The sequence below is a fragment of the Paenibacillus arenilitoris genome (assembly GCF_014705655.1).
Taxonomy (GTDB): domain Bacteria; phylum Bacillota; class Bacilli; order Paenibacillales; family Paenibacillaceae; genus Pristimantibacillus; species Pristimantibacillus arenilitoris.
The window spans coordinates 46,267-60,040 of sequence record NZ_JACXIY010000032.1; the positions used below are offsets into that span (position 1 = coordinate 46,267).

Sequence of the window (13,774 nt, forward strand, 5' to 3'; positions counted from 1 at the left end):
CGAGAAGGTGTCCTTCCTTCCGGAAGGCGCCTTCTTTTTTTTCAAACAAACGGGGGAGGAAGCCATGAACAAAGCGCTCAAAAATCCAATTACGTATATGGCGTTCATTATTCCGACGCTCGCCTTATATGCGGTGTTTTTCGTATACCCGGTCATCGTATCGTTCTATTACGGTTTTTTTCAATGGGACGGCATCACGGACAAAGTATTTACGGGCTTCGATAACTTTGCGAGGCTGTGGCAGGACGAAGTATTCCGCAAGGCGCTGGCGAACAACTTTTATTTTATGGCCTTTTCGCTCGCCGTGAACATTCCGCTCGTCTTCCTCATCTCGATCATGATCAGCAAGGCGCGGCGGATGCGAGACTTTTACAAATCGGCCGTGTTCGTGCCGGTCGTCATCTCCACGGCCACCGTCGCGATTCTGTTCGGCGTGCTGTACAACTACGATTCGGGCCTCGTGAATCAGCTGATCCGGCTCGCGGCGCCGGACGACTGGGCGAGGGAGTGGCTCTCCGACCCCAAGCTCGCGATGCTGTCGATCCTGATCGCCAACGCCTGGCAAAATATCGGCTTCTTCATCGTTTTGTGCCTGGCCGCCATTATGAACATTCCGAAGGAAATCGTGGAAGCCGCGAAGATCGACGGCGTGAACGGCTGGCAGGAAACCTGGACGCTGACGCTGCCGCTGATCCGGCCGGTCTTGTTCGTCATGCTGCTGCTTACCGTTTCGGGAACGATGAAGGTGCTGGATATCGTGCAGATCATGACGAACGGCGGGCCGTTCCAATCGACCGAGGTCATGTCGACGTATATGCTGAAGGTCGGCTTCCGCTCGATGGAGCTCGGCTACGGCAGCGCCATCGGCGTCGCCATGTTCCTGATCATTCTGGTGCTTACCGGCGTGCTGCAGCGGATTACGAAGCGCGAGGAGGTGCAGTACTGATGTCGCGATTGCGCCGCGGCCAATGGTGGCTGCATGTCTTGTTGATCGGTTACGTCGCGGCGACGCTGTTCCCGCTGATCTGGCTGTTCATGTCCTCGTTCAAATCGAATCGGGAGATTACGGCGAATACATGGGCGCTGCCGACGCGCTTCAGCTTCGAAAATTACGCCGCGGCTTGGGAGAGCGCGAACATCGGCAAGTATGCGCTGAACAGCGCTTACGTGACGGTCGTCGCCTGCGTCCTTACGCTGCTGTTCGCGGCCATGACCTCGTTCGCGATTTCCCGCATGAAGTACGGGAGATCGAACAAGGCAATCTATCCATTCATCCTGCTCGGGCTCATCGTGCCGCCGGGCGCGCTGTTCATCCCGCTCTACCGGCTCATTCAAGGCATCGAGCTGTTCGGGCAGCCGCTTTACGATACGCATTGGTCGTTAATTCTGGTATACTGCACCTATGCATTGCCCATTACGGTATTCATTCTTTACGCGTTCATGCTGTCCATTCCGGGCGAGCTGGAGGAAGCGGGCATCATCGACGGACTCGGCGCCTCGGGGCTGTTCTTCCGCATCGTCGTGCCGATCTCGCTGCCCGCGCTCGTCACGGTATTTATTTTGAATTTCATCGGCAATTGGAACGAATATATTTTATCGCAGCTGTTCATTACGTCGGAATCTCTCAAAACGCTGCCTACCGGTATGGCGACCTTCAACGACGGCTACCGCACCAACTTTGCCTCGCTGTCCGCGGCGGTCATCATCAGCATCGTTCCCGTACTGGCCGTGTACGTGTTCCTTCAGCGGCAAATCATCGAAGGGATGACGGCAGGGAGCGTCAAAGGGTAGAGGGGCGAGGGCGAGTGCTTCCCGCCTATGCCAAACTTTCGCGAGAGGGGCTCCGCCATTGAACTTGAGACCGAAGCTGATGCTTGCCTTCATCCTGCTCATCATCATTCCGATGATCGGGCTCGGGATGTTCTCCTTCCTGCATTCGGAGACGCTGCTGGAGAAAAAGTACAGCGAGCAGACCGAAATTTCGCTCAAGGCGGTCGGCGGGAACATCCGTTATTTTTTTCGCGAGCTGGACCAGCTCTCGGACGGCAGCTTAACCAGTCCCGAAGTGCAGGATACGCTGAAGTACAGCACGCGTACCGCGAGCGACGCGAGCACCATGATCAAAATCAACCGGGCGGAGAAGGAAATGAACCGCATTCTGTTCCAGCATCCCGCCGTCAGCTTCGTCGTGCTGTACGCCAAGGACGGCACCATGTTCCGCACCTTCCGGAACGATCCGACGACGTTCAAGCCGATCTCGTACGATCTTCTGCAGCAGCACTCCGCCTACAAGCAGGTGCTTGCGCTCGGCGGGCGGCCGCTCTGGATCGGTCCGCACGAGCAGCGGGAGCTGACGGGCGTGGAGCCGCCGCTCTTCACGCAAATCCGGCTCGTCAAGGACATGGAATCGTTTGGCGACCTGGGCGTCATGGTGACGCAGTACAAGACCGAAGAAGTGTACGGCATGCTGAAGGAGTTCCAAAACCCGGGGTCTGACGGCAAGGAGACGCGTTACGTTATCGTGAACAAGGAAGGCCTTGTTCTGCTCGACAGCCGCAGGGAAATCGAGGGACGAAGCATGAACGGATACACGGACGCGCAGCCGCAGAACACGGTCAGCTACGCCAGCTCGCGGGAAAAGTTCGGCGGCGTCGACAGCCTCGTGTCCGCTTACCAGCTTGACCGCAACGGCTGGGTGCTCGTTTCGGTCAAGGGGTGGAACGATCTGACGAACGAGAACGTCAGGTTCGTCCAATGGATCGGGATGATCACCGTGCTCGGGCTGCTCTCGGCCGTCCTGTTCAACGTCTTCTTCGTGAACCGGGTCGCGCGGTCGATCATTCGGGTCGTCCGCAAGATGAGGCTGGTCGAGCAGGGGCTGCTGGACATCCGGGTAACCGCGCAGGGCAAGGACGAGACGGTGCTGCTCGCCAGCAGCTTTAACCGGATGGTCGAGCGGATCGGCAATTTGCTGAGCGAGGTCAGGCGCGAGCAGGCGCGGAAGCAGCATGCGGAAATGATGCTCATGCAGGCGCAGATCAAGCCGCATTTTCTGTTCAACACGCTGGAGTCGATCAACGCGCTCGCCGCGCAGAACGAAGGCGGCAAAATCATGCTGATGGTGCGGAGGCTGAGCAACCTGCTCCGCACGAGCATGCATCACTCGGAAGAGATCACGATCAGCCAGGAAATCGAGTATGTGCGGAGCTATTTGGAAATCCAGAAGTACCGCTTCGAGGAGCTGTTCGTTTACGAACTGAACGTGCAGGAGGAAGCGCTCGATTACGCGGTTCTGAAGCTGACGCTTCAGCCGCTCGTGGAGAACAGCATCCAGCACGGCTTCGAAGGCTATGCGGACGGGGAAGGACTCATATCGATCGAAGTTTCCGCCACTCGCCATCACATCGTCGTCTTCGTCCGCGACAACGGCATCGGGATGAGCAAGGAGGCGCTTCGGCAGCTTTCCTCCGGCGAGCCGTATTCGAGCAGGCCGGCGAATGAAGCGGCGCATGGCGAGCGAAGGGGGCTCGGGCTGCGCAACGTCGCGGACCGGCTCCGCATTCACTACGGGCCTGCATACGGGCTGCGGATTTGCAGCGAAGAAGGCGGCGGCACGACGATCCGCTGCGTCATTCCAAAGAGCAGAGGTGATCTGGTTTGACCGGGAAAGTGCTCCTTGTGGACGATGAAGCGCATATTACGCGCAATTTGGAGAAGGTTATTCCCTGGGAAATGTTGGGGCTGACGGTGGCCGGCGTAGCCAAGAACGGCGCGGAGGCGCTTGAGCAAATGGAGAATACCGAATTCGACCTGATGCTGTGCGATATCCGCATGCCGGTCATGGACGGGCTGGAGCTGGTGCGCCATCTCCGGAACAAAGGCTCCGCTTGCGACATTATTATGCTGTCGGGCTATCAGGATTTTACGTATACGCGAGCGGCGATTCAATGCGGCGTGAAGGATTACGTGTTGAAGCCGATCCCTTACGACGAGCTGACCGGCGTCATCGCCCGCATTATGTCCGGCAGGCGCAGCAAGCAGAAGCGGCAGCAGGAAGAGAAGCAGAAGCTCGGACGGATCATCGATCTGGCGAGCGAGAAAATTTTGTACGACGTCATCATGGACTATACGGACGTAACCGCGGACAATTGGCTGCTGACCGGCGACGAGCAGCAGCTGAAGCGGAAAAAATTCGTCCTGCTCTTGTTCGATCTTCTCGCCGGCACCGAACAGACGAAGGATTGGCGCGATTGGCCGGACAAGGAGCGCAAGCTTTGGAACTTCGCCGTCTGCAACGTGCTGCGCGAGGCGCTGCGCCGGGAGGGCCATCACCACGCGGTCATCCAAATCCGAGACGGCGAATGGTGCGTTCTGATCGAGACCGACGAGTCCGCGGCGTACGACCTGCCGGTTGTCGAGCAATGGACGAAGACGCTGCTCGCCGCGGTCAAAGAGCATGTCAAGCTGCCTCTATTCGCGGGCATTTACCGCGAGTTCGCTTCCGCGGAAGGGTTATCGGCCGCCTATAAGCAGGTGCAGCAGGGGATGCAGCTGACGCCGGCGCATGACGATATCGCGGTCTATCCTTCGGGACAGCAATCCGCGCGGCAGGCGGATCAAGCGTTATGGGACGCGGCGGAGGATATGTTGGGCGCGGTGAAGCGGGGCGATGCCGCCGCGGCGGACGGCCACTTGGCCGGCTTGGCGAAGAAGCTGCAGCAGATGAACGAGCCTTCCTCGGACCGGGTGAAGCCGCTGCTCCATTTTTTCGTTCTGCATCTGATGCGCGAGATGAAGGAAATGGGCGCGTTCCCGAAGGAACAGGAGGAGAAGCTGTGGCGCAGGCTGGACCGCCGGTTCGACATTAAGGACTTGCTTGCGGTCATCCGGCAGGTGACGAACGCGGTTTCGGAGAAGTCGGCCGATAAGAAGAAGCAGTCGGAGCGTTCGATGGCCATAGCGAAGGATTATCTCGACCGGCATTTGTACCGCGACCTCAGCGTGGACGAAGCGGCTGCGCACGTCGGCCTTAGCACGTCGTACTTCAGCCTGCTGTTCAAGCAAAACTTCGGCGAGACGTTCATCGAATACGTAACGAGGCAGAGGATGGAGAGGGCGAAGGCGCTGCTCCTCGAAACGCCGAAGAGCGTCGCTCAGATCGCCAAGGAAGTCGGGTACTCGGAGCGAAGGTATTTTACGAAGGTATTCATGAAATATACGGGCGACAATCCGACCGATTACCGCGGCAAGGAGCGCGGCGGAGAGGCTTGAAGCCGGGTCGGAGACGGCGACGTGAGGGCGTTAATCCCTGCGTCGCCTTTTTCGTTTTTATGCTAACAAGCGTTTCCAACTCGAGATGATTTCGGCGCTCTGCAGTGCAGGTTGTGCAAAGGAATTGCGCTACGCCAGAACCGCTCACATCCGTTGCATATTGTGCAATAATTAGTCGGAATGTTCAGAGTTTGTTCAGAGGCTTTCGGTACAATGCTGTTGTGAGAGCAAGTAAAAGCGTCAACGACCGTTCCCGGCATGCTGCACGCAGACTCCAGTCTAACGCCGCATTCGGCTGAACGCTGCCGGCGAACGGAAGCGACGATGGAGGCTGCGACGATTATGCTAGAGACGGCCGGCAATGAACCATTCGTGGAATTCGGCATTGGCGAAGAGCGCATTGCCATTCGAATAGCCGAAATCAACGCTATCATTCGGATCCAACCTATTATAGATATCCCCGGCCGCCTCAATTACGTGGAAGGCGTCATTTATTTAAGGGGCAAGATCGTTCCCATCGTCAGCCTGCGCGCTAAATTCGGCCTCGAGCCGGGCAGTTATACGAAAGCGGCTCGTATCGTATTGCTGCACCATACCGGGAAATCGGCGGGCATTATCGTCGATCGGGTTAACCAAGTCACGACATTCAAGGATATTCAGCCGCCTCCCGAGAAGGTGGGCGGCATTTCGGGCAGTTATTTTGCGGGAATCGGGATTACGGATAGAGGACTGGCTGCTATTTTGAGCTTTAACGAGCAGCTGAACATGATCGAAAGCGCAGCCATGGCGTTCAAGCTGAAGGGTTGAGACAAAGCAAGCCGCATACCGCTTCCGCGGGAGCATTTTCCCAGGAGACGCGAATGCGGCTTTTTCGCGATTGCGCTAGGCTTGGCCGATCAAGCTGGAGTATGTCAGATCATGCAAAATGTAGGCAAGGAAGAAGACGACGCACGGGTTCTCGTAACGATGCTGGATCTTCACGAGCTGATGATAGTAAGTATCGGCGTAATGCGGGTTGTTGCGCATCTCGAGGCTCGCTTTGATCAAGGCGTCGAGTTTGTCGGCGATATCGACCATCTCGCCCTCGTAGTCGTCCGATTTGCTGTCGACGATGTAGGCGGCCATCTCCTCGCGGAACGCCTCCGGCAGCTTCGCGACCATCGACAGCGCCGTTTCCCGCTCGTACTGCTCGAAGGCGCGCTTGATCGCATCGTTGTTATGCTTGAACTTGGACACGACGTCGCCGGACAGCGCTTCGGGCAAATCGTGCAGCGTCGCCTTGGCCAGCAGCGCGAACAGGTCGATCCCCTTGTTCCCGAAGCGCTCGATCTCCAGCAGCCCGTTGAACAAGGCGAGCGACGCCACCCGGAAGGAATGGGTCGCGTCGTTGTCAGGCACGAGATTGTAGCTGCCGTTCCATCGTTTGACCGTATCGAGGTTAACGATATATTGAATGAATTCGTAGAAGCCGTCCTGCTTGTCGAATTCCCGGAGGAACCAGTCGACAGACGGCAGCGCGGCATCCGCCAGCGCCTGCCGGAGCTCCCGCTTTTTGGCATGAAAGAAAGGATTCGCATCGAACGCGGACTCCCGGTGACAATAGAGGTAGGCGTCGAGCATATCGATCGCTTCGACCAGCTTGCCGGTCGGCGTATCGTCCTGCGCGTTCACGATATAGTCGTACGCCGCGGGCTGAAGGGACTTCGACAAGTAGGAGACGATCTCCTTGCTCAGCTCGGCCTCGTAGCCGCGAATATGGCTCATGACGAGCGATTCGTTCTTCGTGACGTATTTGATCGAGCCCGTGCCCGTATTTTTCAAATCCGCCCACAAGCATCTGGCGAGCAGCTTCAACCGGTCGAGCGGCCGGTTCAATAGTTTCTCCTCGACGATGCCGATCAGGATCGACAGGGCGGCGCAGCGGAAGCTGTGGCTCGCGGCGTTGTCTTCGAAGCGCGGGGCGTATTCGCTCCAGCGCGGCACGTATTGCATGCGGATGAGCGTACCGGCAAATTTCCCGTTTTTCATAATTCCGCTCCTTTGGACTATGGTTGGACGAACGTGTATTCGTCCATCGGCTGGTCAGTCTATGTTATTATAAAGCTTATGCATAAATACGACCAGACGAGGTCGGCTAGGGGAATGGAAATGCGGAATTTCGGACTTGCCTTTAACCGGTATTTTGAAAAATGGATGTTCGCCATCGTTCCGGCGTCGCTGGTGCTCGGCTTTTTATTCGCTCCGCGGCTGGCGCCTTTCATCGAGACGGTTCCTTATTTGTTCGCGTACGTGACGCTGGCGATGGCGATCGGCTGCGGGCTCGGCCAGCTGCGCGAGGTCATGCGCAGGCCGGGCATCATGGCGCTAACGTTCGCCATCGCCCACGTCTTGTCGCCGCTTGCCGCGTACGGCATCGGCTCGCTCGCGTTCGGCGCGGATTCGCCTTACGTCGTCGGGCTCGTCTTGTTCACGATTATCCCGCTCGGCGTATCTTCCGTGCTGTGGGTGGGCCTCTCGGGCGGCGGCGTGCCGCTCATCCTGGCGATGGTCGTGCTCGATTCGGCGCTCAGCCCGCTCGTCGTGCCCGCCGGCATTCACCTGTTCTTCGACTCGGCGGTCAAGGTGGAAGCCGGTCCGATCATCCTTGATTTGCTTGTTATTATCGTGCTGCCGACCATTATCGGCGTTGGGCTGAATCAGCTGACCGGAGGACGGATTCAAGGGATCGTCCAGCCCTATTCCGCGCCGCTGTCGAAGCTGTGCTTTGTCGCCGTCGTCGCGCTGAACGCCTCGGCCATCGCTCCTTATCTCGAGGAATTAAAGCAGGATATGCTCGTGCTCGTGCCGCTTGTCGTTCTATTAGTCGGGCTGTGCTACGCCTTCGGCTTTGCCGGAACGGCAAGGCTCGGAAACCGGGAGCAGCAGGTTACGGTATCGTACGCGACGGGGATGCGCAATATTTCGCTCGGCATCGTGCTTGCGCTCGGCTATTTCAGCCCGCTTGCCGCCGTGCCGGTCGTCTTGTCCATATTAATCCAGCAGCCGATCGCGACGGTGCACCATTACGTTTTACAGAAACTTAACAAAAACAAGACTGGCGATTCCGCGGTGCCGCATGTACGATAAGGTTTGGCATGGCCCGTGGGAAGCGGAAATGCGCTCGACAATAATGCTGGGGAGTGAACGGGATGAACAGCTTTCGCACGAGGCTGACGCTCATCATGATCGGGATGATCGGTTTGTCGGTCGTCGCGGCTGGCCTATTCATGGCGAAGACGTACAAGGAAAACCATATTAACGCGCTCGAGGACAATATGGTCCGCGAGATGCAGATCATATCGGCCAAGATGGAATGGAGATCGGGCGAGGCGGATTCGCTCTACGTCCATTACACGGAAGAAGCGAAGGAACTGAAGCAGTACACGGGCGCGCGCGTGACGTTCATCCGCAATGACGGCGTCGTGCTGGGAGACTCGGATTGGAATCCGCGGGAAATGGACAATCACCTGGACCGGACCGAGGTGCGCAAAGCGCTCGAGAGCGGATCGGGACGGGCGGTCAGGGCGAGTGAGACGGCCCATCAAAACATGATGTACGTCGCGATACCGGTGGAAGCCGTTCCGAACGACGAACCGTATATTATCAGGCTGGCGATGAGCCTCGACGAGGTCGAGCAAAGCATCCGGAACTTGACGGTAGTGCTCGTCGTCGGTTTATTGGTGCTCTTCCTCGTCGCCGCGCTGGTCAGCTACCGGATCGCGTCCGGCCTCACGAAGCCGCTCGAGCAGATCACGAAGGTGGCCAAACGGATCAAAAACATGGATTACCGCGCGCGGGTAAAAGTAGCGAAGCAGGATGAAATCGGCGAGCTTGGCAACGCTATTAATGCGATGGCCGACAGCCTTCAAGTCCAGATGGCGCGCATCCGGCAGAACGAGAATCAGCTGGAGAGCGTCCTGGACAATATGATCAACGGAATCGTCATGATCGATCACAGCGGCAAAGTGCTGCTCATGAACAAACGGGCCGAGGAGGTGCTCGGCATTTCGGCACGCGAGATGGTCGGCCGCCATTATTCCGAAGCGAAGCAGCAGTACGAGCTGTCCCAAATGATTCAGGAAAGCTTCAAAAGCAGGGAGCAACTGCACGAGGAAATGACGTTCTACTTCCCGGAGGAGAGGCTGCTCGAGCTCAACCTGGTGCCGATTCATCCGGAGGGCAGCGAGTTTGCCGGCGTGCTGCTCGTGCTGCAGGACGTGTCGGCGATCCGCAGGCTGGAGCGGATGCGCAGCGAGTTCGTCGCGAACGTGTCGCATGAGCTGAAGACGCCGATTACGGCGGTCAAAGGGTTCGCGGAGACGCTGCTCGGCGGCGCGGTGAACGATCCGGAGACGGCGAAGTCGTTCCTGCAAATTATCTACGACGAGAGCGACCGGCTGAACCGGCTGATCGGGGACATCCTGGAGCTGTCCAAAATCGAATCGCGCCGCGTGCCGCTCGTCTTCTCGCCGGTCGAGGTCGATTCCTTCATCGAGAAGTCCGTGAAGCTGGTCGAGTCGGAGGCCGCGCGCAAGCATATCGCCCTTGCGGTGGATATGGAGCCGGGGCTTTACGTCGAAGCCGACGAGGACAGGCTGCGGCAAATCGTCATGAATCTGCTCTCGAACGGAATCAACTACACGCCGGAGGGCGGGCGCGTCTCGCTGCGCGTCGAAGGGATCGGCGACGATCATATCCGCATCTCGATCAGCGATACCGGCATCGGCATTCCGAAGAAGGATCTGCCGCGCATCTTCGAGCGGTTCTACCGCGTGGACAAGGCCCGGTCGCGCAGCTCGGGCGGTACGGGGCTTGGCTTATCGATCGTCAAGCATCTCGTGGAGCTTCATAAGGGAACGATATCGGTGACGAGCGAAGTCGGCGTCGGTTCGACGTTCGTCATCGAGCTTCCGGTGCTGCAATAGAAAAAAAGGTTTACCTATTCTTCACGAAACCGTGATAAACTAGGGTAGAGAAGCAGTACATTTGCGGATGGGCGGCATCCTGGCGCCGCCATTCGCCAGCTTGGAGGTCAACATGTCGCATAAAGTGCTCGTCATTGAAGATGAACCTACGTTGGCGCGGCTGCTGTCGTATAATTTAACGCAAGAGGGCTATGAGACAACGGTTATCGATCACGGCGGAGAAGGGCTTCAGACCGCTCTGCAGCGCAGCTTCGACTTGGTCATTCTCGATATCATGCTTCCCGGCATGAACGGCTTCGAGATTTTGACCCGGCTTCGCCAGAACGGCGTTCGTACGCCGATTATTATTTTGACGGCACGCAACGCGGAGGAAGAGGTCGTTCAGGGGCTTAAGCACGGCGCGGACGACTACATTACGAAGCCGTTCGGCGTGGCCGAGCTGCTCGCCCGCGTATCGGCGGTGCTGCGGCGGACGCAGCTCGACGAGGCGAAGCCGGCCCTGTCGAACGAGAAGGTCATAACGGCGGGCGATCTGTCGATCTACCCCGAGAAGTACGAGGTAATCCTGAACGGCGAGTCGATTCCGCTGCGGCCGAAGGAATTCGAGGTGCTGCTCTACCTGGTGCAGCGTCCCGGCATGGTCATTACGCGGGACGACCTGATGAACGTCGTATGGGGCTTCGATTACATCGGCGGCCAGCGTACGGTCGACGTCCACGTCAGCTCGCTCAGGAAGAAGCTGGAGCTCGGCCAGCAATCCGTCCAAATCGAATCGATCCGCGGCGTCGGCTACAAGCTCGTTATGCCAAAAAAGCTCGTTACCCCGAAAACTTAGGGCGGACGAGCTTTTTTGTATGCGCATGCTAATTGCGGTTCCAGACGAGCATTTTGCGCTGGAACTGCTTCGGCGAGCAATCGTTGTATTTTTTGAACATTTTGTAGAAATGGGCCATATTCGGCATGCCGATCCGCTCGCCGACCTCCGAGATGCTCAGATCCTTCGTCAGCAAAATCCGCTCCGCCCACTTCACTTTGCGGTAATTGACGTATTCCGTGAACGAGAGGCCGATCGTCTTCTTGAAATATTTGACGAAATAATAGTAGCTCATATTGGCGATTTTGCATACCTCTTCGACCTGGATGCGGTCCGTCAAATGATTCTCGACGTAATCGAGGACGGGCTTGAGCCGGATGCGCTCGAAGTTGTCCTGCTCGACGAGCACCTTCCGGCTGTCGTTGCGAAGCAGCAGCAGCAGGATCTGCTTGATGAGAATGCTGACGGCCAGCTCGTAGCCGGCTTCCTTGCGCGTCGCCTCGCTAAGGATTTGCCTGATGCAGGAAGCGGCCTGCTCCTTGACGGCGCCGTTCTCCCCGAAGATATAGTTCGCTTTGCTTAGCGGCATCTGCGTATCGTAAAAGTAGCGCATATACGGAATCGTGCTCTGGTCGAAAAACTGCTCCAGGTCGAATTGGAGCACAATGTAATCGAGCAGGCCGATGCTGCGGTCGCGGTGCAGCTCGGACGCGCCGATCAGGACGACGTCGCCCTCGCTTAGCTGGAAGCTGTCCCCCTCGACGTAGACGTCGAGCCGGCCCTTCAGAATGAGAAGCAGCTCAAGCTGCTTGTGATAATGCCAATTCGTTACCCCTTCTATGTCGCGCATCGTCCGGAAAATCCGCAGCGAGAGGAGCGGATTCTCGTAGGCGACCTTCTCGTTATAGACTTCCATTTGCTGCGTCCTCCCGGCCATATTTTTCGACAATACTCTTATTGTAGTGAAAGAGTCCGGCATTAGCAATAAGCCAAGGAGATGCGGACGGAGCAATTTCCCGTTACAATAATAGGCGGAACATCGATCGCGTTCATCGGCGATTGCCGAGGAACATTAACAGGTTGCGGAGAGGCAGGACAAGTCGCATGAATGAGCATATCGGGAAAGAGTCGGGGCTTGCCGATTTTTATATCCTTGACCGGACGGCGGATGAAGCGGAGCGGGACGTGCTGTACGCGTTCGCGCTCGACGAGCTGCTATGCCGGCATACCGGGCAGGGCGGTCCGGCTATCTGTCATATGTGGCGTCATCCGAAGGGATTCGTCATGGGGCTGCGCGACAGCCGGCTTCCCGGCGCCGGGGAGGCGCAGCGCCGGCTGAAAGCGGCGGGCTGGTCAACCGCCGTGCGCAATTCGGGCGGCGCCGCTGTGCCGCTTGATCCGGGCGTCGTTAATTTGTCGCTGATCGTGCCGAAGCCGTCGGTGGACAGCTTTCATTTTCACGACGATTTCGAACGGTTGTACGCTTTGGTCAGCCTCGCCTTGAAGGAGACGGGCCGCAAGGTGGACAAAGGGGAAATCGCGGGCGCCTATTGCCCGGGCGAATACGATTTGAGCATCGACGGCCGCAAATTTTGCGGCATCGCGCAGCGAAGGCAAACCCATGCCAGCATTGTGCAGGCGTTCGTCGTCACGGAAGGGGCGGGAGCGGACCGGACCCGGCTCGTCCGTTCGTTCTACGAGCAGGCCGCGGCAGGCGAAGGACCGCGCGACCACCCGGTCGTCACGGACGGCAGCACCGCGAGCCTAGAGGAACTGACCGGCCTCGGACCCGGCGCGGGACGAGCTTTCGTGAAAGCGGTGAAGCGGGTGCTGATTCCGCTGCAGACCGAAGCGGAGCTGATGGCGGCCGAGGCGAAGCTGGCGCTCCCCCGCGAGGATGAAATCTTGGAGATGGCGGAGACGCTTCGCGCCAGGTATGCGATTGAGGAGTAGGCGGGTTGACGCCAAACCGTTGATGTTCTTCGGCAAGCGAAGATGAACGCGATCGATGTTCCGCCTATTTTGGAATAGGCGTGCAGCGGCGGGGCGCCGATTGCGGAAGAGCGACCGGCTTGGTCGCCTTGACGCCGATGTACAGTGACGAAGAAATTAGGCGGGTGGAGGAGAGACCGGCTTTGTTCCTCTGCAAATGGGCATACAAGACAGGAAACTCAGAGCATCGGAAGATCAATGACAAACTCAACGACAAACTCAACGACAAACTCAACGACAAACTCAACGACAAACTCAACGACAAACTCAACGACAAACTCAACGGCTACCCCTGTCCCTTTGCGGCCGGCGTGCGATTGCGGAGAAGCCGTGTTCTAGGCGAGCGGCGGTTTCTATCCGTTGAGTGATAGCGTTCGGCGGCGGAAGATGCTGAGTGCAGGAAGTGTGATCGACTCCTCCCTCATTTCTAACGGACATAGGTGCCTCTATTTGAGCTCATTCGTTCCTTTTTGCTGCGTATCAGACATGAGAGACCTTATTGGGGGTTATTTTAATGGATACAGGTCAAATTCGATCAAATAAGCGCACCTGTGTCCGTTAAAAGTAAAAACGCATCCGTTGGGAGGAAATAAGGACGCTTGTGTCCGTTAGCCCGGCAGTGGCAAAGCTGCGGACGGCGCAGAAGGTGAAGAAGCTAAGAGGCACAGAAGGTGAAGATGCGCGAAAGCGAATCGCTGCAATAATCGAAGCGCCGCATTCGGCGAATCGCTGC

Annotated in this window: 12 protein-coding genes; 10 read left to right on the top strand and 2 right to left on the bottom strand. The window is 57.7% G+C overall.

Going from position 1 to position 13,774, the window contains the following annotated elements; translation table 11 throughout:
* The first annotated feature begins 64 nt into the window (after positions 1–64).
* The 5 genes from IDH41_RS23450 to IDH41_RS23470 all read left to right on the top strand — a co-directional run bounded on the left by IDH41_RS23450 (position 65) and on the right by IDH41_RS23470 (position 6,078).
* Positions 65–946, top strand: a complete 882-nt coding sequence (locus IDH41_RS23450; protein WP_190865440.1) for a carbohydrate ABC transporter permease — start codon at positions 65–67, stop codon at positions 944–946.
* Entirely contained in the window at positions 946–1,791 is an 846-nt protein-coding gene (locus IDH41_RS23455) for a carbohydrate ABC transporter permease (RefSeq protein WP_190865443.1), read from the top strand. The genes IDH41_RS23450 and IDH41_RS23455 overlap by 1 nt, the downstream gene beginning before the upstream one ends.
* A 58-nt stretch (positions 1,792–1,849) precedes the next feature.
* A complete protein-coding gene (locus IDH41_RS23460; RefSeq protein ID WP_190865445.1) occupies positions 1,850–3,661 on the top strand; it encodes a cache domain-containing sensor histidine kinase in 1,812 nt (603 codons plus the stop codon).
* Positions 3,658–5,271, top strand: coding sequence for a response regulator transcription factor (locus IDH41_RS23465; RefSeq protein WP_190865447.1), 1,614 nt, complete (start codon positions 3,658–3,660; stop codon positions 5,269–5,271). The genes IDH41_RS23460 and IDH41_RS23465 overlap by 4 nt, the downstream gene beginning before the upstream one ends.
* Positions 5,272–5,595: 324 nt before the next feature.
* On the top strand, positions 5,596–6,078 hold the full coding sequence (locus tag IDH41_RS23470; RefSeq protein ID WP_223829995.1) for a chemotaxis protein CheW: 483 nt from the start codon (positions 5,596–5,598) through the stop codon (positions 6,076–6,078).
* Between the two features lie 75 nt (positions 6,079–6,153).
* Here the strand turns inward: IDH41_RS23470 and IDH41_RS23475 are convergent, their stop codons facing one another.
* Positions 6,154–7,299, bottom strand: coding sequence for a YfbR-like 5'-deoxynucleotidase (locus IDH41_RS23475; protein ID WP_190865449.1), 1,146 nt, complete (start codon positions 7,297–7,299; stop codon positions 6,154–6,156).
* Between the two features lie 120 nt (positions 7,300–7,419).
* Here IDH41_RS23475 and IDH41_RS23480 point away from each other — a divergent pair, with 120 nt between their 5' ends.
* The 3 genes from IDH41_RS23480 (at position 7,420) to IDH41_RS23490 (ending at position 11,070) form a co-directional block, all read left to right on the top strand.
* Complete coding sequence (locus IDH41_RS23480) at positions 7,420–8,397, top strand: bile acid:sodium symporter family protein (protein ID WP_223829996.1); 978 nt, start codon at positions 7,420–7,422, stop codon at positions 8,395–8,397.
* Positions 8,398–8,459: 62 nt separating this feature from the next.
* Positions 8,460–10,235 carry a two-component system histidine kinase PnpS gene (pnpS, locus tag IDH41_RS23485; RefSeq protein ID WP_190865451.1) on the top strand — a complete coding sequence of 592 codons (1,776 nt, stop codon included), beginning with the start codon at positions 8,460–8,462 and terminating at the stop codon, positions 10,233–10,235.
* 112 nt (positions 10,236–10,347) lie between these two features.
* On the top strand, positions 10,348–11,070 hold the full coding sequence (locus IDH41_RS23490) for a response regulator transcription factor (protein ID WP_190865453.1): 723 nt from the start codon (positions 10,348–10,350) through the stop codon (positions 11,068–11,070).
* Positions 11,071–11,098: 28 nt separating this feature from the next.
* On the opposite strand, the gene IDH41_RS23495 is transcribed toward IDH41_RS23490, so the two are convergent.
* Positions 11,099–11,965, bottom strand: a complete 867-nt coding sequence (locus tag IDH41_RS23495; protein ID WP_190865455.1) for an AraC family transcriptional regulator — start codon at positions 11,963–11,965, stop codon at positions 11,099–11,101.
* Positions 11,966–12,153: 188 nt separating this feature from the next.
* Between IDH41_RS23495 and IDH41_RS23500 the strand changes: the two genes are divergently transcribed.
* Together IDH41_RS23500 and IDH41_RS23505 are read left to right on the top strand one after the other, a co-directional pair.
* Complete coding sequence (locus IDH41_RS23500) at positions 12,154–13,002, top strand: lipoate--protein ligase family protein (protein ID WP_190865457.1); 849 nt, start codon at positions 12,154–12,156, stop codon at positions 13,000–13,002.
* A gap of 119 nt (positions 13,003–13,121) precedes the next feature.
* A complete protein-coding gene (locus IDH41_RS23505; RefSeq protein WP_190865459.1) occupies positions 13,122–13,409 on the top strand; it encodes a hypothetical protein in 288 nt (95 codons plus the stop codon).
* Positions 13,410–13,774 lie beyond the last annotated feature (365 nt).